Origin of the sequence: Ancylobacter polymorphus (assembly GCF_022836935.1) — a bacterium.
GTDB classification, from domain to species: Bacteria; Pseudomonadota; Alphaproteobacteria; order Rhizobiales; family Xanthobacteraceae; genus Ancylobacter; species Ancylobacter polymorphus_A.
In genome coordinates this window covers 2154274-2178071 of sequence record NZ_CP083239.1, presented here as the reverse complement: position 1 = coordinate 2178071, position 23798 = coordinate 2154274, and the positions used below count along the sequence as shown (strand labels likewise).

Sequence of the window (23798 nt, the reverse complement as noted above, 5' to 3'; positions counted from 1 at the left end):
ATGCCCCGTTTTGCCGCCAATCTCACCATGCTGTTCAACGAGGTGCCCTTCCTCGATCGTTTCGAGAAGGCCGCCGCCGCCGGCTTCACCGGCGTTGAGTACCTGTTCCCCTATGACTTCCCGGTCGAGGAACTGGTCGCCAAGCTGAAGGCGAACAACCTCAGCCAGGTCCTGCACAATCTCCCCGCCGGCAATTGGGGCGCGGGTGAGCGCGGCATCGCCATCCTGCCCGAGCGCGTGGACGAGTTCCGCGCCGGCGTCGACAAGGCGATCAGCTACGCCACGGCGCTCGGCTGCCCGCAGGTCAACATCCTCGCCGGCATCGCCCCGGCGGGCGCCGACCGCGAGCTGCTGCACAACACCTTCGTCAATAACCTGAAGTTCGCCGCGCCGAAGATCAAGGAAGCCGGTCTCAAGCTGCTGATCGAGCCGATCAACACCCGCGACATTCCCGGCTTCTTCCTGAACTACACCAAGCAGGCGAAGGCGATCATCGAAGAGGTCGGTTCCGACAACCTCTTCATCCAGTACGACATCTACCACATGCAGATCATGGAAGGGGATCTCGCCCGCACCATCGAGGCGAACCTGCCCCAGATCGCGCATATCCAGCTTGCCGACAATCCCGGCCGCAACGAGCCCGGCACCGGCGAGATCAACTACCCCTTCCTGTTCCGCCATCTCGACGCCATCGGCTACGAGGGCTGGGTCGGCTGCGAATACAAGCCGAAGGGCGAAACGGCCGCCGGCCTCGGCTGGCTGAAGGAACTCACCGGCGCAGCGTGAGGCTGCGGCGGTCAAGAAACGAAACGTCTGGGAAAACGAGGATAAGACGATGGCGAATGTTGGATTTGTCGGTCTCGGCATCATGGGCGCGCCCATGGCCGGTCATCTCATCGACGCCGGCCACACGCTCTATCTCTACGACGTCAAGCCGGTTCCGGCCGAGCTGACCGGCAAGGGCGGCGTGGCCTGCGCCAGCGGCACCGAAGTCGCCAAGAACGCCGACATCATCATCACCATGGTGCCGGACACCCCGCATGTGAACGCCGCCCTGTTCGGCGAGAACGGCATCGCCGCCGGCCTCACCCCGGGCAAGATCGTGGTCGACATGTCCTCGATCGCCCCGGTCGAGACCAAGGAGTTCGCCAAGAAGATCAACGAACTCGGCTGCGACTATCTCGACGCCCCGGTGTCGGGCGGCGAGGTCGGCGCCAAGGCGGCCTCGCTCACCATCATGGTCGGCGGCCCGGAGAAGGCGTTCGAGACGGTGAAGCCGCTCTTCGAGAAGATGGGCAAGAACATCACCCTCGTCGGCGGCAATGGCGACGGCCAGACCACCAAGGTGGCCAACCAGATCATCGTCGCGCTGAACATCCTCGCCGTCGGCGAGGCGCTGCTCTTCGCCTCCAAGGCGGGTGCGGACCCGGCCAAGGTGCGCCAGGCGCTGATGGGCGGCTTCGCCAATTCGCGCATTCTGGAAGTCCATGGCGAGCGCATGATCAAGCGCACCTTCAATCCGGGCTTCCGCATCGAGCTGCACCAGAAGGACCTGAACCTGGCGCTGAACGGCGCGCGTCAGATGCAGATGGCGCTGCCCTCCACCGCGCTGGCGCAGCAGCTGTTCAGCACCTGCGCCGCCAATGGCGGCTCGGCCTGGGACCACTCGGCCCTCGTCAAGGCGCTGGAACTGATGGCCAATCACACCGTCGCGCCGGACGCCTGAACGCATCTGCATTCATAATTCAAAACGACCTTCGGGGGCGCTTGGCGCCCCCGAACTGTTTCTGACGAGAAAAGTAAGCATTGCTGTCCGGCTAGTGAAATCCGACGCCCCGCGCCGTCTTTTGCGTATTCATTCAGACAATTGTTCTGGCCTATACACCGTGGACAAGCCGGTCCTTCGCGAAGTAACTTAAGTGACACGTCGCAAACACGCCCCGCTGGGATAAGCGAAGCGGCTAAACATGCGCGACGTTTTATCACGCCCGTGCCTTCGCTCTTGACTAGGGGCTCATTGCACCTAATCATGGCATACAAAATACCAAACAAGTCCGGGCGCCGCGGGGGCAGCCTGGACATAGGAGGGAGTCCCATGAAGGTCTGCATCTATGGTGCCGGCGCGATCGGCGGTTATGTTGGCGTCCAGCTCAAGCGGGCGGGCGTCGATGTCAGCCTCGTTGCCCGTGGCGCCCATCTCGAGGCCATGAAGAAGAACGGCCTCAAGCTGCTCATCGACGGCGAAGAGCGTGTCGAGCACATTCCCTGCTCCGACAACCCGGCCGAACTCGGCCCGCAGGACTATGTCATCGTCGCGCTCAAGGCCCATTCGGTGCCGGGCGTCGTCGACGCCATGCAGCCGCTGCTCGGCAACGACACCGCCGTGGTCACCGCCGTCAACGGCGTGCCCTACTGGTACTACTACAAGCATGGCGATCAGCTCGAAGGTAAGACGCTGGAAAGCGTCGATCCCGGCGGCAAGCAGTGGAATGGCCTGCGCCCCGAGCGCGCCATTGGCTGCATCGTCTATCCCGCGACGGAAGTGGTCGAGCCGGGCGTCATCAAGCACGTCTATGGTGACAAGTTCCCGCTGGGCGAGCCCTCCGGCGAGATCACCGACCGCGCCACCAAGCTCTCGGAGGCCTTCGCCGCCGGCGGCATGCGCGCGCCCGTGCTGCCCAACATTCGCGACGAGCTGTGGCTGAAGCTGTGGGGCAATCTCTGCTTCAACCCGATCAGCGCCCTCACCCACGCGACGCTGGACGTGATCGCCTCCGATCCCGGCACCCGCGCGGTCGCCAAGGCGATGATGCTGGAAGCGCAGGAAATCGCCGTCCAGTCGGGCGTCAATTTCCGCGTCGGCGTCGAACGCCGCATTGACGGCGCCGGTGCCGTCGGCGCGCACAAGACCTCCATGCTGCAGGATCTCGAACGCTCCCGCGCCATGGAAATCGACGCGCTCGTCACCGTCGTCCAGGAAATGGGCCGCCTCGCCGGCATCCCGACCCCGACCATCGACGTTGTGCTCTCGCTGGTCCGCCAGCGCGCGCAGATCGCCGGCTGCTACAACTGAGTTCGGCGAGACATGGCACACTGGGTTCGTTACCAGCGCTCGGGCGCGGCCGGCTTCGGCACGCTCGAGGGCGACACCATCGCGGTTCACAGCGGCGACATGTTCGCTGGCGCCACGCCGACCGGAGAGCGCATCGCGCTCTCCGAGGTCGATCTCCTCGCCCCGACGGAGCCGACCAAGGTCATCGCGCTGTGGAACAACTTCCACGCCCTCGCGGCCAAGATCAATTCGCCGGTTCCGGCCGATCCGCTTTATCTGCTCAAAGCCGGTTCCTGCCTCACCAGCCCCGGCGCCACCGTGCACCGCCCGGCCTCCTATGACGGCAAGGTCGTTTATGAGGGCGAGCTCGGCATCGTCATCGGCAAGAAGGCGACCGCCGTCTCCGAAGAAGAAGCCGATGGCTACATCTTCGGCTATACCTGCGTGAACGACATCACCGCGGCCGACATCATCAACAAGGACGCCACCTTCGCCCAATGGGTGCGGGCCAAGAGCTTCGACGGCTTCGGCCCGTTCGGGCCCGTGGTGGCGACCGATGTCGATCCCGCCAGCCTCGTCGTGCGCACGGTGCTCAATGGCGACGAGCGCCAGAACTACCCGATCAGCGATATGGTCTTTTCGGCCCGCCAGCTGGTGAGCCGCATTTCGCACGACATGACACTGAACCCCGGCGACATCATCTGCTGCGGCACGTCGGTCGGCGTCGGTGTGATGAAGGCCCCGAGCAACACGGTGGAAATCGTGATCGAGGGCATCGGGACGCTGAGCAACACCTTCGTGCAGTAGCGGCATAGGGTGTCTGCGTTTCGGCGCAGTAGCGTCTTGGCGCGTGTGCGCCTATAGGGAAATAGGATACGCCAATCGACGGGAGGGCCGGGGCGGCTCTCCCGACCCGCCGGTTGTGGAGGAGCGGAATTAATGAACATCCATGAATATCAGGCCAAGGGAGTGCTCCGCGAATACGGGGTCCCGGTGCCGAATGGCGTTGCCATTCTCGACGCCGCTGAGGCGGAAGCCGCCGCGGCCAAGGTCGCCGGCCCCGTCTGGGTGGTGAAGAGCCAGATCCACGCCGGCGGGCGCGGCAAGGGCAAGTTCAAGGAGGCCGATGCCGGCGAAAAGGGCGGCGTGCGCGTCGTCAAGTCCGCCGAGGAAGCGGCCGCCAATGCCAAGCAGATTCTCGGCAAGACGCTGGTGACGATCCAGACCGGCCCGGCCGGCAAGCAGGTCAACCGCGTCTATATCGAGGAAGGCTCCGACATCGACAAGGAGTTCTACCTCTCCGCCCTCGTCGACCGCGCTACCTCGCGCATCGCCTTCGTCGTGTCCACCGAAGGCGGCATGGACATCGAGGAAGTCGCGCACTCCACGCCTGAGAAGATCCACACCTTCTCCGTCGATCCCGCCACCGGCGTGATGCCCCATCACGGGCGCACCGTCGCGCAGGCACTCGGCCTCACCGGCGATCTCGCCAAGCAGGCCGGCGACCTCGTCGCCAAGCTCTATGCCGCCTTCGTCGGCAAGGACATGGCGATGCTCGAGATCAACCCGCTGGTCGTCACCAAGGACGGCAAGCTGAAGTGCCTCGACGCCAAGATCTCCTTCGACTCCAACTCGCTCTACCGCCACGCCGATGTGGTGGCGCTGCGCGACGAGACCGAGGAAGACGCCAAGGAAATCGAGGCCTCGAAATACGACCTCGCCTATATCGCCCTCGACGGCACGATCGGCTGCATGGTCAACGGCGCCGGCCTTGCCATGGCGACGCTCGACATCATCAAGCTCTATGGCGAAAGCCCGGCCAACTTCCTCGATGTCGGCGGCGGCGCCACGGAAGAGAAGGTGACGGCGGCGTTCAAGATCATCACCTCCGATCCGAGCGTGAAGGGCATCCTCGTCAACATCTTCGGCGGCATCATGAAGTGCGATGTCATCGCGCGCGGCGTCATCGCCGCGGTGAAGGCGGTCGGCCTCAAGGTTCCGCTGGTGGTGCGCCTCGAAGGCACCAATGTCGAGGAAGGCAAGCAGATCATCCGTGACAGCGGCCTGAACGTCATCCCCGCCGACGATCTCGACGATGCCGCGCAGAAGATCGTCAAGGCCGTGAAGGAGACTGTGTGATGTCGGTCCTCATCAACAAGAACACCAAGATCATCACCCAGGGCTTCACCGGCAAGAACGGCACCTTCCACTCCGAGCAGGCGCTGGCCTATGGCTCGCAGGTGGTCGGCGGCACCTCGCCGGGCAAGGGCGGCTCCACCCATCTCGGCCTGCCGGTGTTCGACACCGTCGCCGAGGCGCGCGAGAAGACCGGCGCCGACGCCTCGGTCATCTATGTGCCGCCTCCGGGCGCGGCGGATGCCATCTGCGAGGCGATCGCGGCGGAAATCCCGCTCATCGTCTGCATCACCGAGGGCATTCCGGTGCTCGACATGGTGAAGGTGCGCCGCGCGCTGGACGGTTCCAAGTCCCGCCTCGTCGGCCCCAACTGCCCCGGCATCGTCACCGCCGGCGAGTGCAAGATCGGCATCATGCCGGCCAACATCTTCAAGAAGGGCTCGGTCGGCGTCGTCTCGCGCTCCGGCACGCTGACCTATGAGGCGGTGTTCCAGACCTCGCAGGAAGGCCTCGGCCAGACCACCGCCGTCGGCATTGGCGGCGACCCGGTGAAGGGCACCGAGTTCATCGACGTGCTGGAACTGTTCCTGGCCGACGACGCCACCGAATCCATCGTCATGATCGGCGAGATCGGCGGCTCGGCGGAAGAAGAAGCGGCGCAGTTCCTCAAGGACGAGGCCAAGCGCGGCCGCAAGAAGCCGATGGTCGGTTTCATCGCCGGCCGCACCGCCCCTCCCGGCCGCCGCATGGGCCATGCCGGCGCCATCATCTCCGGCGGCAAGGGCGGCGCCGAGGACAAGATCGCGGCGATGGAAGAGGCCGGCATCGTGGTCTCCCCCTCCCCCGCGCGGCTCGGCAAGACGCTGGTCGAGGTGCTCAAGGGCCGCGTCGCCGCCTGATCGGCACGCGTCCAGGGCCTGAACACGACAAACCCCGCGGCGCCGCCGCGGGGTTTTTCATGTCATGCCGGGTAGCATTCCGGCGCCATTCCCGCCGTCTCCTCATTGCCGAGCAGCTCGACGATCATGATCGTCATCCACGCATGGCCGAGAATGAGCAGCGGCAGGAGGGGGTAAATCGACTGGAACATGCGCCGACTCCGATCGCGTCTGTGTTGCGACGCACAATACCGACGACCGCGTGTTTGTGGTATACCACATACCAGATACCGCCCTTGCGCCAGACGCATGACATTGACCCACCGGAACCCGCCAGCGGCTCCGCCGGTGAAGGCACAAAGAAAAAGGGGAAGCACGAGGCTTCCCCTTTTTCTTTGTAACGCTGCGAACATGTGTCAGTTCGGGTTCTGGTCCTGCTGCGCGGGCGGCGTCGCCGGGGCGAGGCCCCACGCCGTATAGGCCTGGCGGAACGCCGCCTGCCCGGCCCCGCCCTTGTCGAGCACCAGAATGGCGCGGCGGCCATTCTCGAACACCAGCGGCAGGTCGAGCCAGTTGCGGGAGATGATGAAGCCGAGATTGCGCTGCACGTCCGTCGGCAGCGAGGACAGGCCGATCAGGAAGTAGTTCGGCGCCACCCGCACGGCGAGCCCCACCAGCGGCGCGCCCTGCGCCCCTTCCGATGCCTTCGCCCGTACGCCCGGCACGCTGGAAATGTTGCCGAGATCGAAGCCCGGCGGCAGCTTGAACTGCACCTCGACGATATGCGAGGCCGGAATCGACGGGTCCTGGTTGCGGCGGAAGGTCAGCGTGGCGCTGAAATTGCGCGCGGGAATGGAAATCTCCGCCCGCACGCCGAGATCGGCCGGCTGGCCGGCGCTGGCGCTGGCCTGCTCGGTGCTCCACTCCACCGTGCCGACATATTGCTGCAGCCCCTGCTCGCCGCCGCCGGGGCTTTCCTCGAACAGCACGGCGCGCTGGTCGGTGCTCTGCCCCGCATCGGCGCCCCCCGGCGCCTGCGGCGCGCTGGCCGGCGCGGAGGCGGGCTCGCCGCTCGCTTGCGTGATGCGATCCGTCGACTTCGGGGCATCGGCGCGGGCCGGTGTGGCCGGCGCCTGCGCGGAGGGCGTGGACGAGCCGGCGCTGCCGCCATGCAGAAGCGCCACGATGGTCGCGCGCTGGGTATAGCCGACGACGCCGCCGGCGATCAGCAGCAGCACGAAAAGGCCAATGGCGATGAGCCGGCTGCGCCCACTCTTGGCGGCGGGCGCCTCGGCGACCGGCGGTTCCTCGCCTTCATCCGCCGTGTGCGGCAGCGCTTCGCCGCTGGCACGGGCCCCCTCGCGGGCGATGTCCTGAGCGGCCTCACCGGCCTCACGCTCGCGCACCAGCCGGGCAGCCTCGCTGCGCCAGTCGGACGGGCGGGCGGCGCCGCGCGGCGGCTCCAGCCCGGCGGCCACCGCTTCGGCCTCGCTGGGGTGAAAGCCGGTGCCGATCTCGGGCGCTCGCTCCACGGGACGCTCCGGGCTGCGCCCGCTCCAGCGCGGCGGCGGGGCGGCTTCGGGGAAGGCGGCTGGCGAGACCGACGGGGGCGGCGCAGATGGGGTTGCCGGTGCCGCCGGCGGATTCGCAGCGGTGAGCGGCGCCCGGGCCACGGGCGGAGGCGTCGGCGCAACGGGTGGCGGCGCAGGCGCTGCGGCAGGCGGGCTCACCGGCGCGGGTGGCGGCGCCGGGGCACGGGGCGGAGCGGCCGAAACCGTTCCGCCGAAATCGGCCTCCACCCGGTCGATCGCCGTCTCCAGCGCCTGCTGCTCGCGGGTGACATCGGCCGGAGAAAGCGGCGGGTCGACCGCGGTGAGCTGGGCGAGAAGCGCCCGCCGCGCCCGCTCATAGACAGCCTTGCGCGCCTCCACCGTCTTGTCGGGGAGGCCGCCAACGGCGCGGGCGATGAGCGGGTAGTAATCGGCCATGGGGGAGGTTCAGGTCCGGAGGGAAGGTCTAGGATTCAAACGGGTTCTGCACCAGGATCGTATCGTCGCGCTCGGGGCTGGTGGACAGCAAAGCCACCGGGCAGCCGATCAGTTCCTCGATAAGGCGCACATACTTCACCGCCTCGGCCGGCAGGTCGGCCCAGGAGCGGGCACCCGCGGTCGATTCGCTCCAGCCCTCGATGGTGACATAGACCGGCTCGACCCGCGCCTGGGCGTCCTGCCCGGCGGGGAAATAGTCGATCTCCTGCCCGTCGAGACGGTAGCGCGTGCAGATCTTCAGTTCGTCGAAGCCGTCCAGCACGTCGAGCTTGGTCAGCGCGATGCCGTTGATGCCCGAGGTGCGCACGGTCTGGCGCACCAGCGCGGCGTCGAACCAGCCGCAGCGGCGCGGACGGCCGGTGACCGTGCCGAACTCATGGCCGCGCTCGCCGATGCGCCGACCGGTGTCGTCGTGCAGCTCGGTCGGGAACGGGCCTTCGCCGACGCGGGTCGTGTAGGCCTTGGTGATGCCGAGCACATAGCCGATGGCGCCCGGGCCGAGGCCGGAGCCGGTGGCCGCCTGCGCCGCCACCGTGTTGGAGGAGGTCACGAAGGGATAGGTGCCGTGGTCGACATCGAGCAGCGCGCCCTGCGCGCCCTCGAACAGGATCTTGGCGCCGCGCCGGCGCTCGTCGTCGAGCAGCGCCCAGGCGCGGTCCATATAGGGCAGCACCTTGGGGGCGATCTCGGCGAGTTCGGCGGCAAGACGGGCGGCGTCCACTTCCTCGATGCCGAGGCCGCGCCGCAGCGCGTTGTGGTGCGCCAGCAGCCGGTCGATCTTGCCGGCCAGCGTTTCCGGCGAGGCGAGGTCGATCAGGCGGATGGCGCGCCGGCCCACCTTGTCCTCATAGGCCGGGCCGATGCCGCGCTTGGTTGTGCCGATCTTGGTGCCGGCGGAGGCGTTCTCGCGAATCGCGTCGAGTTCGCGGTGCAGCGGCAGGATCAGCGCGACATTCTCCGCCACGCGCAGCCGCTCGGGGGTCACTTCGACGCCCTGGCCGGTGATGCGGGTGATCTCGTCCACCAGCGCCCACGGGTCGAGCACCACGCCATTGCCGATGATCGACAGCCGGGCGCCGCGCACCAGGCCGGACGGCAGCAGCGACAATTTGTAGGTCTTGTCGCCAACGACGAGCGTATGCCCGGCATTGTGGCCGCCCTGGAAGCGGACGACCACGTCCGCCTGCTCGCTCAGCCAATCGACAATTTTACCCTTACCCTCGTCGCCCCACTGGGAACCGACGACGACCACATTCGCCACGAGCCACGCTCCTGCATTGCGAGGCGGGGTGCGGCGGCGTGCCGTGCCCGCGCACAGACAAAGCCCCGGCGAACGTCCGACCGGGGCTGCTTCGTCTTAAGGTATGACACCGGGAGAGGCAAGAACGCGGGCCATGCCGTTAACGCGATGCACAAGCGCGCGCCGCGGCATCGAACCGGGCGGCGAGGACAGGTCGGTATTGCAACACTGCAATCGGCCCACCATTGCGGCGCGATCGGTATTGCACGACCTTAGGGGCAAGAGATGAAGACTCCCCGAGGATCCGCCATGAACACGCTTTCCGCCGCCCCGTCGCCCGCCGCCGCTTCCGCCCTGCCCGCCACCCTGCGCCTTGGCGCGGTGCGCCTGCGCGTGCGTGACGCGGCGCGCTCGGCCGCCTTCTACACCGGCACGGTGGGGCTCGCGCTGCTTGGCAAGGGCGAGGATGGCAGCCTGCGCCTCGGCGTCGGGGACGAGACGCTGATCGAGCTGGTCGGCGCACCCGATGCCCATGCCCGCCCGGCCGGCACCACCGGCCTGTTCCATGTCGCCCTGCTGGTCCCGGATCGGCCCGCCCTCGCCGTGGTGCTGCGCCGGCTGGTGGCGCAGGGCGTGCGGCTCGGCGCCTCCGACCATCTGGTGAGCGAGGCGCTCTATCTCGACGACCCCGACGGCAACGGCATCGAAATCTATCGCGACCGCCCGGAGGGCGACTGGCGCTGGGACAAGGCGACGATCGAGATGGCGACGCACCCGCTCGATTTGCGCAAACTCCTCGCCGATGTGCCCGAGGGCGCCCCGCTCGACGCCCCCATGCCCGAGGGCACACGCGTCGGCCATGTGCATCTCCAGGTCGGCGACCTCGCGCGCGCCCGCGCCTTCTATGTCGACCGGCTCGGCTTCGCCATCACGACAGAGCGCTATCCCGGCGCGCTGTTCGTCAGCGCCGGCGGCTATCACCACCATCTCGGCCTCAACATCTGGCACAGCCGCAATGGCGGGCCGGCCCCCGCCAACAGCGTCGGCCTCGTCGCGTATGAAATCGTGCTGCCCGACGCCGCCGCCGTGGAGGCGGTGCGCGCGCGGCTGAACGCGGGGGGCGAGGCGGTAGCGGCGCGCCCGCACGGCTTCGCCGTCACCGACCCCTGGGGCACGCGGGCCGTGATCCGCGCCGCCAATTGAGCCCTGCCGGCCGCGCGACACATCAGCGGCGCGCGGCGATGGATCAGAAGATTTCATGCTGGCGCCTCCCGCCCGGCGGCGCCAGCGCGGCGGAAATACGCTAAAGCCTCGGCGCGCCACCCGTTCGCACCCGGGCCCGCTTATGTTCCGCCGCCTGTTCAACGCGCCTTACTTGTTGCTGCCCCTCGTCTCGCTGTTCTGGGCGGGCAACATCGTGATGGGCCGTCACGTCGCCGGCCATGTGCCGCCGGCGAGCCTCGCCTGGCTGCGCTGGGCGCTGGCGGTGATGATTCTCCTGCCCTTCGCCTGGCGCGCGATGCGAGCGGACTGGCCGCTGCTGCGCCGGCACTGGAAGCTGGTCGGCCTGCTCGCGCTCACCGGCATCACCCTGTTCAACACCATGCAGTACCACGCGCTGGAGTTCACCCCAGCGCTGAACGCGCTGCTGCTGCAATCGACCGGGCCGCTGCTCATCGCCTTCTGGTCGCTGCTGCTCAATGGCGAGCGGCTATCGCCCGGTCAGGCGGCCGGCATCTTCCTGTCGCTGATGGGCGTGCTCACCATCATCTGCCGGGGCGATCCGCATGTGCTGATGAACATCGCCTTCAACCGAGGCGATCTGTGGCTGATCGCGGCGATGGTGCTCTACGGGCTTTATTCCTCGCTGCTGGCGCGCCGGCCGGCCTTTTCCGCGCTCGGCTTTCTCGGCATCAGCCTCAGCCTCGGCCTCTTTATGCTCACGCCGCTTTTCCTGGCGGAGCGGATCATGGGCCCGCCGCTGACCTTCGACGCCAAGGCGCTGACCGCCATCGTCTATGTCGCGCTGTTTCCCTCGCTGCTGGCCTATCTGTTCTTCAACCGCGCGGTGCAGCTGGTGGGGCCGAACCGCGCCGCGCCATTCTTCCACCTCATGCCGGTGTTCGGCTCGGCGCTCGCCATCCTTTTTCTCGGCGAGCGGCCGCATCTCTACCACGCCGCCGGCTATGCGCTGGTGCTGTCCGGCGTCGTCATCGCCACCAAGTGGGCGCCGAAGACCGGCCGCCCGCCCGCTTCAGCCGAGCTCGAAGCTGGTGACGCCATAGACCGGCTCCAGCCTCGCCGGCCGGAGTGAGCCCCGGTACATCCGCGCCGTCTCGAACACGGGGGAGAGCCCGTGCCGGCGGGCGAGCGCCAGCGCCGGCGCGTTCGGCTCCGGCACGTCGAGTACGATGGGCCCGCTCCCCGCCGCCGCCCGCAGCACGCGAAACAGGCTGTCCGCCACCTCCGCCTCCTCGGCGACCAGCGGCCCGATCTTCCAGCCCGTCCGCGCCGGGCGCACCACGCCCCAGCCGGCAAGCCGACCCTCGCGCAGTACCGCCCTGCCGACATGGCCCGGTGCAGTGATCCACGCCTTGAGAAAGGCGGCACGGGGCGCGGGAAACACCTCGGCATCGCTGGCCTCTATCGCCGCGAACGGCACCTGCGCGAGGTCCACCGTCTCCCCCATCTCGCCGGCTTCCGGCGTGCCCGTGAAGCGGATGTTGCGATGGGCGAAGGCGAAGCCCTGGCTGGCGTAATTGGCCTGCTGCGCCACCACCCCGTCGAGGCCGATGGTGCGCGCCCCGGCATGGTCGAGACCCGCCTGCCACAGGCGAAACCCGATGCCCTGCCCGCGCAGGTCCGGCCGCACGATGTAGAAGCCGAGAAAGGCGAAGCGCGGATCGTAGTTCACCACCGAGATCACCGCCGCCGGCGCACCGTCGACTTCGGCAACGAGAAAGCCCGCCGGATCGACCGTGGCGAAGCAGCCGGCGTCGGCGAGGCCGGGATTCCAGCCTTCCGCCGCCGCCCATTCCACCGCCAGCCCGATTTCCGCCCTGTTAAGCGCGCGAATGCTAGGTACCACCGGCATTCACTCCTCCTCCGCCCTCGGGAGACGACAATGATCATCAAGGAAATCGGCATCGGCATCGCCTTGATGATGCTTGTGATGCTGGTTCATCTGATGGCGACCTATGTCCTGCTCGACTGGGCGGACGCCTATGACAACATGTTCAAGCGTCATCCCCGGCTGCGACTGCTCATGGCGCTTACCGTCGCCAATATCGTGCTGCTCGTCGCCCATCTCGTCGAGGTCGGCCTCTGGGCCGTTGTCTATGCCATGCAGGGCATCGTCGAGGATCACAACGACGCCTATTACTCCGCCTTCGTCAATTACACCGCGCTGGGCTTCGGCCAGTCGACGCAGGACGCCGGCACCCGGCTGATCGACCCGATGACGGCGGGCAGCGGCATCATGATGTTCGGCTGGAGCACGGCACTGCTCTTTCTCGTCATCCAGCAGCATCTGTCGGAGGTGCGCCGTCCGCCGCGCCGACGGGCGCCGCGCCATGACGAGGAGGTTCATGAGGACGCTCACCCGGTCGATGTGCATGACGCGACCGGCGCCGCCCCCTCGCCCAGGGTCACATCATAGAGGTCGGCACTGTTGCCCTTGGTCCACCAGATGTATTTGCCGCCGGCATAGCGCGCGCCGGACGCGGCGATGACATTGGCCGCCACCACGAATTCGCCCTTGAAGGAGAGGCTGGCCAGCGCCACCGGCGGGGCGTTGACATACTGCGCCGCCACGCGGCCGAAGGCGCCGCAGTCATAGGCCACGCGAAGCGTCTCCGCTTTCACCCCCTTTGGCAGGGGAAGGACGATCTGGTCAGCCAGCGCCGGGCCGCCGAGCACGGCAAGGACGGGAAGGGCGAGCCGAATGGCAGGGCGGGTCATGGCCTTACTCCGATGTCGGGGACGGCTTGTGATGGGCGTGCCAGTGCCGGGCGATGTCGATCCGGCGCGGCACCCATACACGGTCATGGCGGGCGATGTGGTCGAGAAAGCGCTGCAGGGCCAGGAACCGCCCCGGCCGGCCGGCGAGCCGGCAATGCAGGCCGACGCTCATCATCTTCGGCGCGTCCGCCCCTTCGGCATAGAGCACGTCGAAACTGTCGCGCAGATAGGCGAAGAACGGCTCGCCATGGTCGAAACCGGCGGGAATGGCGAAGCGCATGTCATTGGCGTCGAGCGTATAGGGAATGGAGAGGTGCGGCCCGCGCGGGCCCTCCACCCAGAAGGGCAGTTCGTCGGAATAGATGTCGGAATCATAGAGAAAGCCGCCCTCCTCCATGACGATGCGGCGCGTATGCTCGGACGTGCGGCCGGTGTACCAGCCGAGCGGGCGCTCGCCGGTGATCTCCGTGTGCAGGCGCAGCGCGGTGTCGAAGTCGGCCTTCTCCGCCGCGTAGGAATGGTTGCGGTAGTCGATCCATTTCAGCCCGTGGCTGGCGATCTCCCATTCCGCCTCCTTCATCGCCGCGACCGCTTCCGGGTTGCGCGCCAGCGCCGTGGTGACGCCATAGACCGTGACCGGCAGGCCGCGCGACGTGAACAGCCGCCACAGCCGCCAGAAGCCGGCGCGCGCGCCATATTCATACATGCTCTCGACATTCATGTGCCGCTGCCCCGGCCAGGGCTGGGCGCCGACGATCTCGGAGAGGAAGGCCTCGGAAGCAGCGTCGCCATGCAGGATGCAGTTCTCGCCACCCTCCTCGTAATTGATGACGAACTGCACCGCGATCCGCGCCCCGCCCGGCCATTTCGGGTCCGGCGGGGTGCGGCCATAGCCGATGAGGTCGCGGGGATAGACGGAATCGATGTTGAACATGCGGGCGGGTCCGGGGGCGAGCGGCGGGCGGCGAAGGGCGGCGCTCAGGCTAGCCGGTTCAAAGCTGCGGCGGAACCGGCACTGTCCACGCCGCAGCGCACAATTCTCGGCCCTGCCTCTCGACAAGCCGGCGCCCGGCGGTCTTGATGTCGCAACGCATTCCCCGCCACTCTTGCGCAAGGTCTCCGATGTCGCTTCCCGACCCCAGCCTCCTGCTCGCCCGCGCTCCCGTCGTCCCCGTCGTCACCGTGCCGAGCGTCGCCGCGGGCGTGAAGCTCGCGCGGGCGCTGGCCGAGGGCGGGCTGCCGCTGATCGAGGTGACGCTGCGCACCCCGGCGGCGCTGGAAGCCATCGCCGCCATCGCCGCCGAGGTGCCGGACGCCATTGTCGGCGCCGGCACGGTGACGCGGCCGGACCTGATCCAGAAATCCATCGACGCCGGCGCGCGCTTCCTCGTCAGCCCCGGCTGCCCGACCGCGCTGGCCGAGGCGCTGGCCGAAGCGCCGGTGCCGGTCATGCCCGGCTGCGCCACCGCCACCGAGGCGATGACGCTGCACGCGCTGGGCTTCCCCGTGCTCAAGCTGTTCCCCGCGGAAGCGGTGGGCGGCGTCAACCTCATCAAGTCGCTGGCCGGCCCGCTCCCCGATCTGCGCTTCTGCCCGACGGGAGGCATCAGCCCGGCCAATGTCGGCGCCTATCTCGCCCAGCCCAACATTCTCGCCGTCGGCGGCTCCTGGGTGGCGCCGAACGAGGCGGTGACGATGGGCGACTGGGAGCAGATCGTCGCGCTCGCCAAGGCCGCCGCCAAGCTGCACCGCGCCGCTTTTCCGATGTGAGCGCAGCGCGCTTCATGCAAAAGGCCCCCGGATCGCTCCGGGGGCCTTTTTCGTTGAGAGGAAAGCCGCGCCTCAGAACGCCAGCGGCTTGGCCTGCTTCACCGAGGGGAGCTGCTGCACCTTGGCCAGCAGCTCGGCCGGCACCGAGCCGTCGACTTCCACCAGCGCGATGGCGTCGCCGCCCTGCCGGTCGCGGCCGAGCGCGAAGGTGGCGATGTTGATGCCGGCATCGCCCAAGAGGCCGGCGAAGCGGCCGACAAAGCCCGGCTTGTCCTCATTGGTGACGTAGAGCATGGAGGGCGCGAACTCCGCGTCCACCTTGATGCCCTTGATGTCGACGATGCGCGGGCGCCCATCGGCGAACACCGTGCCGGAGATGGAACGCTCCATCTTGTCGGTGATGACGGTGAGCGTGATCAGGCTCTCATAATCGCCGGCGATCTCGCGGGTGGTCTCTTCCACCACGATGCCGCGCTCCTTGGCGATGCTCGGCGCCGAGACGACATTGATGTCCGCCAGCGCCGGGCGCAGCAGGCCGGCCACCGCCGCCGAGGTCAGCGCCTTGATCTTCAGGCTCGCCACCGCGCCGTCATAGGTGATGCGCACGGTCTGGATGTCGGTGTCGGTGAGCTGGCCGGCGAAGGAGCCGAGCTTTTCGGCGAGTTCGATGAAGGGCTTCAGCTTGGGCGCTTCTTCCGCCGTGATCGAGGGGAAGTTCACCGCGTTGGAGATGGCGCCGCGCAGCAGATAATCGCTCATCTGCTCGGCCACCTGCAGCGCGACATTCTCCTGCGCCTCGGTGGTGGAGGCGCCGAGATGCGGGGTGCAGATCACGTTGGGCAGGCCGAAAAGCGGGTTCTCGGTCGCCGGCTCGGTGATGAACACGTCGAAGGCCGCGCCCGCGACATGGCCGCTCTTCAGCGCTTCCGCCAGCGCCGCCTCGTCGACCAACCCGCCGCGCGCGCAGTTGACGATGCGCACGCCCTTCTTCGTCTTGGCGAGCGCCTCGGCGGAGAGCACGTTGCGGGTCTTGTCGGTCAGCGGCGTGTGCAGGGTGATGACATCGGCGCGGGCGAGCAGGTCGTCCAGCTCCACCTTCTCGACGCCGATATCCTTGGCGCGCTCCGGCGAGAGGAAGGGGTCGAAGGCGACGACCTTCATCTTCAGCCCGATGGCGCGGTCGGCGACGATGGAGCCGATATTGCCGCAGCCGATGATGCCGAGCGTCTTGGCGGTCAGCTCCACGCCCATGAAGCGGTTCTTCTCCCACTTGCCGGCCTGGGTGGAGGCGTCGGCGGCGGGGATTTCGCGGGCGAGCGCGAACATCATGGCGATGGCGTGCTCGGCGGTGGTGATGGAATTGCCGAACGGCGTGTTCATCACGATCACGCCCTTGGCGGTCGCGGCCGGGATGTCGACATTGTCGACGCCGATGCCGGCGCGCCCGACCACCTTCAGCCGCGTGGCGTTGGCGAGGATCTTCGGCGTCACCTTGGTGGCGGAGCGGATGGCGAGGCCATCATAATTGCCGATGATCTCGGCCAGCTTGTCCTTGTCCTTGCCCAGCGCCGGCTGGAAATCGACCTCGATGCCGCGGTCCTTGAATATCTGCACGGCGGCGGGGGAAAGCGCATCGGAAATGAGAACGCGGGGAGCCATGGGCTTCATCCTGTTCGGAAAAGGGGAACATCGACCCGCGCGGAGCGGGAGAGGTAAGGCTCCCGCCGCTGGCGGGAGGGGACGACGAAGCGTTCGTCGGGCGCACATGCAAGGCGTCGAAGGCGAGACGCGGCCGGGAGAGAAAGCCCTGCGCCTTCGCCGCCTGCACGGCCCCTTCGCCGTCCCCTTGCGTCAGCGGCGGGGACCGTCGCGAAAGGGGCTCAGGCCGCCTGCTTGAGGCCGGCCTTGGCGGTGGCGAAAGCCCAGTCGAGCCAGGGCAGCAGCGCGTCGAGATCGGACGCCTCGACCGTGGCGCCCGCCCAGATGCGCAGGCCCGCCGGCGCGTCGCGATAGGCGCCAATGTCATAGGCGACGCCGGCCTTTTCCAGCGACGCCGCCAGCGCCTTGGCGAAAGCCGCCTGCGCGTCCGGCGCCAGCGCCTTCACCTCGGGGTCGGCGACCACGAGGCACACGCTGGTGTTGGAGCGGGTTTCCGGCACCGTGGCGAGGAAGTCGATCCAGGGCGTCTTGGCGACATAGTCGGCCAGCACCTTGAAATTGGCGTCCGAGCGCGCCTGCAGGCCCTTGAGCCCGCCCACCGCCTTCGCCCAGTTCAGCGCGTCGATATAGTCCTCGACGCAGAGCATGGACGGGGTGTTGATGGTCTCGCCCTCGAAGGTGCCTTCGATCAGCTTGCCGCCCTTGGTGAGGCGGAAGATCTTCGGCAGCGGCCAGGCCGGAACATAGCTTTCCAGCCGCTCGACCGCGCGGGGTGAGAGGATCAGCATGCCGTGCGCGGCTTCGCCGCCCAGCACCTTCTGCCAGCTATAGGTCACGACATCGAGCTTGGCCCAGTCGAGATTCTGCGCGAAGGCGGCCGAGGTGGCGTCGCAAATGGTCAGACCCTGCCGGTCGGCGGGGATGAAATCACCATTCGGCACCCGCACGCCCGAGGTGGTGCCGTTCCAGGTGAAGACCACGTCATGGTCGAAATTCACCTGGCCGAGATCGGGCAGTTCGCCATAAGGCGCCTTCAGGACGCGGGCGTCCTTGAGCTTGAGCTGCTTGACGACATCCGTCACCCAGCCTTCGCCGAAGCTTTCCCAGGCGAGAAGATCGACCGGGCGCGCGCCGAGCAGCGACCACAGCGCCATCTCGACCGCGCCGGTGTCGGACGCGGGAACGATGCCGATGCGGTAATCAGCGGGAATTTCGAGGACGTCGCGGGTGAGGTCGATGGCGAGCTTCAGCTTCGCCTTGCCGACCTTGGCACGGTGCGAGCGGCCGAGCGGAGCGTCGCTCAAAGCCTCAAGCGTCCAGCCGGGACGCTTGGCACAGGGGCCGGACGAAAAATTGGGATTGGCCGGCTTCACAGCCGGCTGCGCGGTATTTGTCATGATAGCCATCCTTCCAGATGGGTGCCCCTCGGTGGGGAGGGGTAGCCCGAGAAGGGGTCTACTCCGGCCGGAGCGAAAGCGCAATAGGAAAAGGCTTTCCCGCCTATGTTCGCTTCGTCGCAACCTCGAACGCGCCGTTCGCTCGCAGGAACGCGCAGCGAACATGTGTCAGGAAGTGGCACAAAACTGACACAGCCACCTCGCTCCCCGTTCCGCGCCTGTTCCCCGGGGCCGCGCATGCTTAAGCGCGTCATAGCCGCCGCCCGCCGCCTCTGGCGCTGGCTGATGCAGCCCGATTGCCCGGCCGACTGCCCGAAGCGCGGGCCAGGTGGCGAGATGTGCGAGGAGTGCCTGCGGCTATGGGCTATCAAGTGAGACGCTGCGTCCATTTCGTCGGATTCCGGGGCGACGAGTACACATCGGCCGTGCGCGCTTTCGGGCGGCCTGACTTCATTCACCGCTGGTGGGACACTCGCGCTCGCCGGGAGATTGCCGAAGGCGATCTGATCGTATTTGCTCGCGGGGATGAGCATCAAGAGCCATCCCGCTTCACCGCACCAGACATAGAGGAGTGAGGGATGGGCGATGTCATTGAGTTCCTGCCTGACATTCCTCCCGGCCCAGAATGCCGAGAGGTGATCAAGCGCCTCCCGACCGAGCAGCTTAAGCGGGCATGGACGGCATGGGATCGCATCTATGAGCCGAAGGACAAGGGCGACTTCATCCTTGAGGCTCTGCACTCCGAATTGAACGAGCGTGGCGAGGGGCTCCACTGCGTGGTCTAAGCCTTCACGTCGCCCCGCCCCAGGTCGGCACATCGGGCGGCAGCGCCGTAAGCGCGATTCGCTTGCTGCCGCACTCGGCGCATCGCAGGCGCGGGACGAGATCGTCATGCAGAGCGCCGTGGTCCAGCCCGAGCCGAGCGGCGAGCGCCGGCAGATCAAGCTCCCGCGCATGCCAGCACGCCAGGCACGTCGCCCGGATGCCATAGCCGAGGGCGATGCACTCGCCGAGGGCGCCGTTAGATGAGGCCATGCCGGGAGCATAGGCCAGAAACGACGAAAAGGCCCCGCGCGACCTTTCGGCCGGCGGGGCAAGTCGACAGGGAGGAACGCCCGAGGGCTAAGAAACGGGAGGCGTCCCGGCAGCGATCCGCGCTCAGCGCGAATGTCATGATCGCTATTGACGACTACGCCAAAATGGCGTAATGTCATCTACATGGACGACGGCATTGGGCCGCTTCCATCGGTAAGGAGACCGACAATGACCACGATTTTCCGCGCTGCCATTTTCGTCCGCACCGACCGTCAGGCCGAAACGGTCCTGACTACCGAAGATATGGCCGGCCTAAGCGATGCCGACCTGCTCGCTGCCGGCGTCGCTTGCTACAACGATGTCTCCGCCGAGGAAAACGCCGACGCGGATGGCATCTGCCATGGTGTCACCCATGAACGCGACGCGGTGACCGGAGAGATGGCAGAATCCCGCCAAGTGATCGGCAGCATCGTCATTGGCAAATGGAAGGCCTGAATAAGGTGTCTCTTACCCCAGGCGATCTCGCCTCGCTCGCCAGCGCTGCCTACGGGCCGCGCTGGCAAAGCCCCTTTGCGCGTGACTTCTGTGTGCCGTTGCGCACGGTTCAAAGATGGGCGCGGGACGGCATCGGCAAGCCAAGCACAGCCAATGCCGCCCGCTCTTTCCTGATCGAGCGCGCGCGGCTGCGCATCGAGCCCCCTCCGCCTATCGGCGAAGAAGAGCGCGACGATCACGCCTATGACGAAATGCGCCCCCACATCGAGGCGCTGGTCCGCGTCGGCGGGGCGGCAGGCTGGCACGCGGCCGAAGTGCTCGCTGCCATTCTTGCTGTGACCGTCGATCTCATGAGCGAGGGGGCGGGAGAGGAGGCGACGGCACGGACGCTTGATGATGTGCTCGCGGCGTTGCGGCGGGGCACCTAGGTGTCGGCGATCTGTCTGAGGGACCATGCCGGCCAGCGCCCCTCATATTCATCCATCCGCGCGCGGTGCCGGGCCTGCCGGATGGCGCGCTCGGCCGCCTCCCATTGCTCCAGCGTCATGCAGCCCGAGAAGCCGGGGCCGTCGATCATGAGCAGGTCGGTAGGCGGGTCATGGGCGGCGCGGAAGCCGGGCACCGCGTCGATGGGCACTTTCGCCATGGCTAGCGCTGCTCCAGCCGCTCGATCCGGGCGTCGTGCTTGTCTACGGTCATGGCGAGGCCGGCGACCTTCTCGTCGGTGCGCACCCAGCGCTCCATCAGGTCGACCTGCCGCGCCTGCGTTTGCGCCTGCGCTGCCATCTGCACCTCCAGCACACCGATCCGTGCGTGCAGCAGGCCATAGGCGTAGCCGGCGGAAAGCAGCGCCCCCATGAAGGCCGCGATGTTGACGATGTTGATGGTATAATCGAGCCGGAAGCGGGCTCCGTCCGCCGGGCGGGGCATGTCCGTCATCACTTCCCGCCCTTCCAGCCGCACAGCTCGCGGCCGACGGCGTTGTGTGCCTTCACTTGGCGGATGGTGCCATCCGTGTCGGCGCGCTCCCAGGTGATCGCCCGGAAGGCGCCGCACGCGCCCCTAGTCGCGGCGGAAGGTGTCGTCGTCGCGCAGCCGGCCGTCGTCAGCATTGCGGCGATCAGCAGCAGCCCGCGCATCGTTCGCGCGCTCGATCGTGCGAATAACATCCTTCTCTCCCTCCGCAATGCAGGCGGCCCGGCCTTCCGAGCGCCCCTTAAGATAGATCCCGCTCACCGCGCCGGCGGCGAGAAGGGCGACGAGCAGATAGCGGCCGATGGGGCTGGCGAGCCATTTGAGGGCGATGACAGCGGCGGCAATCACTTGGTCTTCCTCCGCCGCCAGATCAGGAAGCCCGCGCCGCCGGCGAGCGCCAGCGCGAGGCCGATGAAGATCGCCACAGGCGGCCCGTTAGTGGCCGGCGCGGAGGGCGTGGCCGCAGGAACCGGCGACGGCTCGGCGGGCGCCACCGGAGCCTCAGCGGGCGCCCGGCTGGTGGCGCGCATTTCCAGCCCGGTCACGCACAACTCGCCCTCGCCGATCCGCGTCGCGTCGCCCATCTCCCGGCGCAGCACCAGCCCACGGATCACCTTGCCGCCGGCGCGATTGAACGCCGTCGCCGCGTCGCAGCTCTCGCGGAATTTCCCCTCGCGCCCCAGCCGCGCCGCCGTGGACTTGCACGCTCCACCGGCACCGATATTCCAGGCAAGAGAGATCATCATCGCGCCCCAGCTCGCGGGCGCCTGATCGAAGCCGGCAATGCAGCGTGTGAGCGGCTGGTAATAGTCCCTGACGAGCCGCACCCGCAGGCGCTTGGCGCAGCCGGCCCGCGTCTCCACCATTCCGGGCCGCACGTTCTCGGTGTCGCCGGCGCATATGGTCCAGACCGGCGGCTTGGCGATCTTGTCGAGATAGGCGCGCAGCTCCTCGCTTTCCCATGGCGGGATAAGCGTTTCCATCGCCAGCACGACAGCGGGCGGCACCCTCTCGCCGGTCGGCAGCAGGATATAGCCCCCGGCCGCCGTGGCGGTCGCCAGCACGGCAGCAATGGCCGTCGACGCCCGCTTGGACGGGCGCAGTGGTTTGGTCGGCATCAGTCCTCTCCGAGGCTCTTAGGCTGGGCGATGAAGCGGGAGACGATCGCGGCGCAAGCGGCGAGGCCGGCGAGAGCCCGCAGCCCCAGCGACACCTCGGGCAGGCGATCCACGGTGATCTGCAGCACCACGTTCAGCCCTTCGCACAGGCCGGCGATCAGGCCAAAGCGCACGCTCCAGGCGCGCGTCAGCACCCGCCGCCAGTTCGGGATGAGGCGCATGGCAGTCTCCAGATTGTCGGAAGGATCAGAAGGCGAGCGATCCGAGCGCCGCGATCAGCAGCAGACCGGCGAGCATGTCGAAAGGCCAAAGCTCGCTCTGGCGGGCGAGGATAAGCCCCCGTTGCACCGCCGGGCCGCAGGTCATCACGACGAGCGGCACACCGAAGCACAGTGCGGCGTGCACAGTCTCCATATGTGCGAAGGTCACTCGGGCGGAGGGGGCAGCTTGTAGAGCGGCACCGAATATGACGCCAAGGCGGCGGCTTCCTGCTGCTGTGGAGAAAAGCCGTCGTTGAAATACGCCACCGCAAAGTTGCTTGGGGTGATCGCTTCAAGGGCATCTGACGAACTGATGCAGCCATCTTCGCCCCAGATATAGTCTGGGGCCAAGGCCGGCAGATCGCCATTCTGGAACGCCATGAAAGCGGCGGCGAGCCAGTCAGGGGCCCCTTGATCCGACATGTAGTAGTGGGTCGGCGTATCGTCCCATTTCGCGTCGGGATCGGTGCTCGCGCTCAACGTGATATTCGTCGGGCCACGCCCCATGGCTTCTAGGACAGCATTGATCGCGGTCAGGTTTGCCGATGGAGTGATGGCAATGATATTGACTGTCATGGTCGCTCCTATGCAGCCCAAGCGGCTGCGATTGACGTGAACTCCGCAAGCGCCATGCTTTTGTGCGCGGCGCTCAGCCGCTTGGCATCGACAGCGGCCCAACCGGCCGCTGTCCCATTGTTGTTGTAGGCCCCGGTGCGGAAGGGGATTGTCGTGGTGGGGGTACCGGCCTGCGCAGCCGAGTATTCTTCTGTCGTTACCCCATCGACCCGCAGGAACAGCTTCACCGCCGTACCGTCAAACGTCAGGGCGGCAACAATCGTCTTGCCGCGAACGTCGGTCGTGCCGACTATGGTTGCCGCGCCTTCGCTCCCCACGCCAGCCGCGATGAACCCGTTGGTGGTGATCGCAAGCCAGCACCGGTCTGCGCCTGAGCCGGACGCACCAAGAACCATCTGGGTCGCAGCAAGCGACACTGCAACAGTGCCGTGATACAGCAGCGTCATTGGACCGGCCTGAGCGAAGAAGGTGGTTAGGTGGGTGTCGTCCAGGCCATCATAGCGGCACACACCGCCAGCCTGTCGCTTCCCCTGCAAGGGGGCCGATGCCTGCGAGCCGGCATTTCCAGGAGTTCGCTTCAGCGAAATGTTGTCCATTTTGCTGACCGAGCCAGCGCTGGCGTCGCCACCTCTCAGAGAGACAACAACCGGCGACCCGCTAGGGGTGAAATACTGAGGCACAAATGCGGTTGAAGTGCTCCCCGCATATTGGTTCCCCCCAGGCGACGAGCCAGCCATAAGTTTGGCGATAACGCCTGAAACCGTTTCTACTTCTCCCGCCAAGAAGTACATGAGGTTAGCGGTGAGCGAGATAGATTGGCTGGCAATCGCTCGGGCAGAGACATTCTCCATTCTAGCCTTCCCGGCGTCCCACGTAAGACTTCCGCCGGCGCTTATGTTCCATCCCGATACGTCGGTGGTAAAGTCTCCGTTAGTTACAAGCTCTGCCTGTCCCGCCAACTCCTGCGCGAGCGTGCGGCCGCCCCAAGCGCCACTGTCGAGCGCCAGTCCGATGCTCTCGCCTGCGTCATCTGCCAGCGTGACGCCCGTCGCCTCCTGAAAGTGCCTGTCTGTCTGCCCAAAATCGATGTCAAGCACTTGCGCCTCGGTCAGGCCATCGATCCACTCTTCCCACTGGATTGATGGAGCGCCACCATTCCGCCGGCTACTGATCGTCAGGCCGTATCCAAATCCATACAT

30 protein-coding genes and 1 pseudogene are annotated in these 23798 nt (G+C 67.2%); 14 read left to right on the top strand and 17 right to left on the bottom strand.

Annotation, left to right across the window (positions count from 1 at the left end):
* The 6 genes from otnI (at position 1) to sucD (ending at position 6087) form a co-directional block, all read left to right on the top strand.
* On the top strand, positions 1-786 hold the full coding sequence (gene otnI / locus K9D25_RS10285; protein ID WP_244450745.1) for a 2-oxo-tetronate isomerase: 786 nt from the start codon (positions 1-3) through the stop codon (positions 784-786).
* 49 nt (positions 787-835) lie between these two features.
* Entirely contained in the window at positions 836-1726 is an 891-nt protein-coding gene (gene glxR / locus K9D25_RS10280; RefSeq protein WP_244450744.1) for a 2-hydroxy-3-oxopropionate reductase, read from the top strand.
* Positions 1727-2095: 369 nt separating this feature from the next.
* Complete coding sequence (locus tag K9D25_RS10275) at positions 2096-3073, top strand: 2-dehydropantoate 2-reductase (RefSeq protein WP_244450743.1); 978 nt, start codon at positions 2096-2098, stop codon at positions 3071-3073.
* Between the two features lie 12 nt (positions 3074-3085).
* A complete protein-coding gene (locus tag K9D25_RS10270) occupies positions 3086-3859 on the top strand; it encodes a fumarylacetoacetate hydrolase family protein (protein ID WP_244450742.1) in 774 nt (257 codons plus the stop codon).
* A 132-nt stretch (positions 3860-3991) separates the two neighbouring features.
* The gene (sucC, locus tag K9D25_RS10265; RefSeq protein WP_244450741.1) at positions 3992-5191 is read left to right on the top strand and encodes an ADP-forming succinate--CoA ligase subunit beta; all 1200 of its coding nucleotides are present in this window, start codon (positions 3992-3994) and stop codon (positions 5189-5191) included.
* Positions 5191-6087 carry a succinate--CoA ligase subunit alpha gene (sucD, locus tag K9D25_RS10260; protein ID WP_244450740.1) on the top strand — a complete coding sequence of 299 codons (897 nt, stop codon included), beginning with the start codon at positions 5191-5193 and terminating at the stop codon, positions 6085-6087. The genes sucC and sucD overlap by 1 nt, the downstream gene beginning before the upstream one ends.
* A gap of 62 nt (positions 6088-6149) precedes the next feature.
* Here sucD and K9D25_RS24920 read toward each other — a convergent pair whose 3' ends face one another.
* From K9D25_RS24920 to K9D25_RS10250, 3 genes are all read right to left on the bottom strand, one after another.
* Positions 6150-6278 (bottom strand): hypothetical protein, encoded by a 129-nt coding sequence (locus K9D25_RS24920; RefSeq protein WP_279613807.1) that lies wholly within the window; start codon positions 6276-6278, stop codon positions 6150-6152.
* 204 nt (positions 6279-6482) lie between these two features.
* Positions 6483-8054: a hypothetical protein gene (locus K9D25_RS10255; protein ID WP_244450739.1), complete on the bottom strand. Its 1572-nt coding sequence runs from the start codon at positions 8052-8054 to the stop codon at positions 6483-6485.
* A gap of 28 nt (positions 8055-8082) precedes the next feature.
* Positions 8083-9375, bottom strand: coding sequence for an adenylosuccinate synthase (locus K9D25_RS10250; protein WP_244450738.1), 1293 nt, complete (start codon positions 9373-9375; stop codon positions 8083-8085).
* Positions 9376-9663: 288 nt separating this feature from the next.
* Between K9D25_RS10250 and K9D25_RS10245 the strand changes: the two genes are divergently transcribed.
* Both K9D25_RS10245 and K9D25_RS10240 read left to right on the top strand, forming a co-directional pair.
* Positions 9664-10557, top strand: coding sequence for a VOC family protein (locus tag K9D25_RS10245; RefSeq protein WP_244450737.1), 894 nt, complete (start codon positions 9664-9666; stop codon positions 10555-10557).
* Positions 10558-10699: 142 nt separating this feature from the next.
* A complete protein-coding gene (locus tag K9D25_RS10240) occupies positions 10700-11668 on the top strand; it encodes a DMT family transporter (RefSeq protein ID WP_244450736.1) in 969 nt (322 codons plus the stop codon).
* Here the strand turns inward: K9D25_RS10240 and K9D25_RS10235 are convergent.
* Entirely contained in the window at positions 11609-12448 is an 840-nt protein-coding gene (locus tag K9D25_RS10235; protein WP_244450735.1) for a GNAT family N-acetyltransferase, read from the bottom strand. The two genes, K9D25_RS10240 and K9D25_RS10235, sit on opposite strands and share 60 nt — an antisense overlap.
* A gap of 30 nt (positions 12449-12478) precedes the next feature.
* Here K9D25_RS10235 and K9D25_RS10230 point away from each other — a divergent pair, with 30 nt between their 5' ends.
* Positions 12479-13012: a two pore domain potassium channel family protein gene (locus K9D25_RS10230; RefSeq protein ID WP_244450734.1), complete on the top strand. Its 534-nt coding sequence runs from the start codon at positions 12479-12481 to the stop codon at positions 13010-13012.
* On the opposite strand, the gene K9D25_RS10225 is transcribed toward K9D25_RS10230, so the two are convergent.
* Both K9D25_RS10225 and puuE read right to left on the bottom strand, forming a co-directional pair.
* Positions 12952-13314 (bottom strand): MliC family protein, encoded by a 363-nt coding sequence (locus K9D25_RS10225; protein ID WP_244450733.1) that lies wholly within the window; start codon positions 13312-13314, stop codon positions 12952-12954. The two genes, K9D25_RS10230 and K9D25_RS10225, sit on opposite strands and share 61 nt — an antisense overlap.
* Positions 13315-13333: 19 nt before the next feature.
* Positions 13334-14248 (bottom strand): annotated as a pseudogene (puuE, locus tag K9D25_RS10220) (allantoinase PuuE); the annotation flags it as partial.
* 188 nt (positions 14249-14436) lie between these two features.
* Between puuE and eda the strand changes: the two are divergent.
* Positions 14437-15084, top strand: coding sequence for a bifunctional 4-hydroxy-2-oxoglutarate aldolase/2-dehydro-3-deoxy-phosphogluconate aldolase (eda, locus tag K9D25_RS10215; RefSeq protein ID WP_244450731.1), 648 nt, complete (start codon positions 14437-14439; stop codon positions 15082-15084).
* Between the two features lie 72 nt (positions 15085-15156).
* Here eda and serA read toward each other — a convergent pair whose 3' ends face one another.
* Complete coding sequence (gene serA, locus K9D25_RS10210) at positions 15157-16743, bottom strand: phosphoglycerate dehydrogenase (RefSeq protein WP_244450730.1); 1587 nt, start codon at positions 16741-16743, stop codon at positions 15157-15159.
* Between the two features lie 221 nt (positions 16744-16964).
* Positions 16965-18140 (bottom strand): phosphoserine transaminase, encoded by a 1176-nt coding sequence (locus K9D25_RS10205; RefSeq protein ID WP_244450729.1) that lies wholly within the window; start codon positions 18138-18140, stop codon positions 16965-16967.
* A 237-nt stretch (positions 18141-18377) separates the two neighbouring features.
* On the opposite strand from K9D25_RS10205, the gene K9D25_RS10200 reads away from it, so the two are divergent.
* The gene (locus K9D25_RS10200) at positions 18378-18515 is read left to right on the top strand and encodes a hypothetical protein (protein ID WP_244450728.1); all 138 of its coding nucleotides are present in this window, start codon (positions 18378-18380) and stop codon (positions 18513-18515) included.
* Between the two features lie 203 nt (positions 18516-18718).
* Positions 18719-18925 (top strand): hypothetical protein, encoded by a 207-nt coding sequence (locus K9D25_RS10195; RefSeq protein ID WP_244450727.1) that lies wholly within the window; start codon positions 18719-18721, stop codon positions 18923-18925.
* Between the two features lie 4 nt (positions 18926-18929).
* Here K9D25_RS10195 and K9D25_RS10190 read toward each other — a convergent pair whose 3' ends face one another.
* Positions 18930-19175 carry a hypothetical protein gene (locus K9D25_RS10190; RefSeq protein WP_244450726.1) on the bottom strand — a complete coding sequence of 82 codons (246 nt, stop codon included), beginning with the start codon at positions 19173-19175 and terminating at the stop codon, positions 18930-18932.
* Positions 19176-19403: 228 nt separating this feature from the next.
* Between K9D25_RS10190 and K9D25_RS10185 the strand changes: the two genes are divergently transcribed.
* Both K9D25_RS10185 and K9D25_RS10180 read left to right on the top strand, forming a co-directional pair.
* The gene (locus K9D25_RS10185; RefSeq protein ID WP_244450725.1) at positions 19404-19670 is read left to right on the top strand and encodes a hypothetical protein; all 267 of its coding nucleotides are present in this window, start codon (positions 19404-19406) and stop codon (positions 19668-19670) included.
* Entirely contained in the window at positions 19658-20098 is a 441-nt protein-coding gene (locus K9D25_RS10180; RefSeq protein WP_244450724.1) for a hypothetical protein, read from the top strand. Before K9D25_RS10185 ends, K9D25_RS10180 begins: the two co-directional genes overlap by 13 nt.
* Here K9D25_RS10180 and K9D25_RS10175 read toward each other — a convergent pair.
* The 8 genes from K9D25_RS10175 to K9D25_RS10140 all read right to left on the bottom strand — a co-directional run bounded on the left by K9D25_RS10175 (position 20095) and on the right by K9D25_RS10140 (position 23798).
* The gene (locus K9D25_RS10175) at positions 20095-20316 is read right to left on the bottom strand and encodes a hypothetical protein (protein ID WP_244450723.1); all 222 of its coding nucleotides are present in this window, start codon (positions 20314-20316) and stop codon (positions 20095-20097) included. The two genes, K9D25_RS10180 and K9D25_RS10175, sit on opposite strands and share 4 nt — an antisense overlap.
* Positions 20317-20318: 2 nt before the next feature.
* The gene (locus K9D25_RS10170) at positions 20319-20609 is read right to left on the bottom strand and encodes a hypothetical protein (RefSeq protein WP_244450722.1); all 291 of its coding nucleotides are present in this window, start codon (positions 20607-20609) and stop codon (positions 20319-20321) included.
* Between the two features lie 123 nt (positions 20610-20732).
* Entirely contained in the window at positions 20733-20993 is a 261-nt protein-coding gene (locus K9D25_RS10165) for a hypothetical protein (protein ID WP_244450721.1), read from the bottom strand.
* Entirely contained in the window at positions 20990-21763 is a 774-nt protein-coding gene (locus tag K9D25_RS10160) for a lysozyme (RefSeq protein WP_244450720.1), read from the bottom strand. Before K9D25_RS10160 ends, K9D25_RS10165 begins: the two co-directional genes overlap by 4 nt.
* A complete protein-coding gene (locus tag K9D25_RS10155; RefSeq protein WP_244450719.1) occupies positions 21763-21984 on the bottom strand; it encodes a hypothetical protein in 222 nt (73 codons plus the stop codon). The genes K9D25_RS10160 and K9D25_RS10155 overlap by 1 nt, the downstream gene beginning before the upstream one ends.
* A 25-nt stretch (positions 21985-22009) precedes the next feature.
* Positions 22010-22177: a hypothetical protein gene (locus K9D25_RS10150; protein WP_244450718.1), complete on the bottom strand. Its 168-nt coding sequence runs from the start codon at positions 22175-22177 to the stop codon at positions 22010-22012.
* An 11-nt stretch (positions 22178-22188) separates the two neighbouring features.
* A complete protein-coding gene (locus tag K9D25_RS10145; RefSeq protein ID WP_244450717.1) occupies positions 22189-22599 on the bottom strand; it encodes a hypothetical protein in 411 nt (136 codons plus the stop codon).
* 8 nt (positions 22600-22607) lie between these two features.
* Positions 22608-23798 (bottom strand): hypothetical protein, encoded by a 1191-nt coding sequence (locus K9D25_RS10140; protein ID WP_244450716.1) that lies wholly within the window; start codon positions 23796-23798, stop codon positions 22608-22610.

Bases quoted from the DNA above. Each gene is read 5' to 3' on its own strand.
- otnI (WP_244450745.1), top strand. From the start codon at position 1: ATGCCCCGTTTTGCCGCCAATCTCACCATGCTGTTCAACGAGGTGCCC.
- glxR (WP_244450744.1), top strand. From the start codon at position 836: ATGGCGAATGTTGGATTTGTCGGTCTCGGCATCATGGGCGCGCCCATG.
- K9D25_RS10275 (WP_244450743.1), top strand. From the start codon at position 2,096: ATGAAGGTCTGCATCTATGGTGCCGGCGCGATCGGCGGTTATGTTGGC.
- K9D25_RS10270 (WP_244450742.1), top strand. From the start codon at position 3,086: ATGGCACACTGGGTTCGTTACCAGCGCTCGGGCGCGGCCGGCTTCGGC.
- sucC (WP_244450741.1), top strand. From the start codon at position 3,992: ATGAACATCCATGAATATCAGGCCAAGGGAGTGCTCCGCGAATACGGG.
- sucD (WP_244450740.1), top strand. From the start codon at position 5,191: ATGTCGGTCCTCATCAACAAGAACACCAAGATCATCACCCAGGGCTTC.
- K9D25_RS24920 (WP_279613807.1), bottom strand. From the start codon at position 6,278: ATGTTCCAGTCGATTTACCCCCTCCTGCCGCTGCTCATTCTCGGCCAT.
- K9D25_RS10255 (WP_244450739.1), bottom strand. From the start codon at position 8,054: ATGGCCGATTACTACCCGCTCATCGCCCGCGCCGTTGGCGGCCTCCCC.
- K9D25_RS10245 (WP_244450737.1), top strand. From the start codon at position 9,664: ATGAACACGCTTTCCGCCGCCCCGTCGCCCGCCGCCGCTTCCGCCCTG.
- K9D25_RS10240 (WP_244450736.1), top strand. From the start codon at position 10,700: ATGTTCCGCCGCCTGTTCAACGCGCCTTACTTGTTGCTGCCCCTCGTC.
- K9D25_RS10235 (WP_244450735.1), bottom strand. From the start codon at position 12,448: ATGCCGGTGGTACCTAGCATTCGCGCGCTTAACAGGGCGGAAATCGGG.
- K9D25_RS10230 (WP_244450734.1), top strand. From the start codon at position 12,479: ATGATCATCAAGGAAATCGGCATCGGCATCGCCTTGATGATGCTTGTG.
- K9D25_RS10225 (WP_244450733.1), bottom strand. From the start codon at position 13,314: ATGACCCGCCCTGCCATTCGGCTCGCCCTTCCCGTCCTTGCCGTGCTC.
- eda (WP_244450731.1), top strand. From the start codon at position 14,437: ATGTCGCTTCCCGACCCCAGCCTCCTGCTCGCCCGCGCTCCCGTCGTC.
- serA (WP_244450730.1), bottom strand. From the start codon at position 16,743: ATGGCTCCCCGCGTTCTCATTTCCGATGCGCTTTCCCCCGCCGCCGTG.
- K9D25_RS10205 (WP_244450729.1), bottom strand. From the start codon at position 18,140: ATGACAAATACCGCGCAGCCGGCTGTGAAGCCGGCCAATCCCAATTTT.
- K9D25_RS10200 (WP_244450728.1), top strand. From the start codon at position 18,378: ATGCTTAAGCGCGTCATAGCCGCCGCCCGCCGCCTCTGGCGCTGGCTG.
- K9D25_RS10195 (WP_244450727.1), top strand. From the start codon at position 18,719: ATGGGCGATGTCATTGAGTTCCTGCCTGACATTCCTCCCGGCCCAGAA.
- K9D25_RS10190 (WP_244450726.1), bottom strand. From the start codon at position 19,175: ATGGCCTCATCTAACGGCGCCCTCGGCGAGTGCATCGCCCTCGGCTAT.
- K9D25_RS10185 (WP_244450725.1), top strand. From the start codon at position 19,404: ATGACCACGATTTTCCGCGCTGCCATTTTCGTCCGCACCGACCGTCAG.
- K9D25_RS10180 (WP_244450724.1), top strand. From the start codon at position 19,658: ATGGAAGGCCTGAATAAGGTGTCTCTTACCCCAGGCGATCTCGCCTCG.
- K9D25_RS10175 (WP_244450723.1), bottom strand. From the start codon at position 20,316: ATGGCGAAAGTGCCCATCGACGCGGTGCCCGGCTTCCGCGCCGCCCAT.
- K9D25_RS10170 (WP_244450722.1), bottom strand. From the start codon at position 20,609: ATGACGGACATGCCCCGCCCGGCGGACGGAGCCCGCTTCCGGCTCGAT.
- K9D25_RS10160 (WP_244450720.1), bottom strand. From the start codon at position 21,763: ATGCCGACCAAACCACTGCGCCCGTCCAAGCGGGCGTCGACGGCCATT.
- K9D25_RS10155 (WP_244450719.1), bottom strand. From the start codon at position 21,984: ATGCGCCTCATCCCGAACTGGCGGCGGGTGCTGACGCGCGCCTGGAGC.
- K9D25_RS10150 (WP_244450718.1), bottom strand. From the start codon at position 22,177: ATGGAGACTGTGCACGCCGCACTGTGCTTCGGTGTGCCGCTCGTCGTG.
- K9D25_RS10145 (WP_244450717.1), bottom strand. From the start codon at position 22,599: ATGACAGTCAATATCATTGCCATCACTCCATCGGCAAACCTGACCGCG.
- K9D25_RS10140 (WP_244450716.1), bottom strand. From the start codon at position 23,798: ATGTATGGATTTGGATACGGCCTGACGATCAGTAGCCGGCGGAATGGT.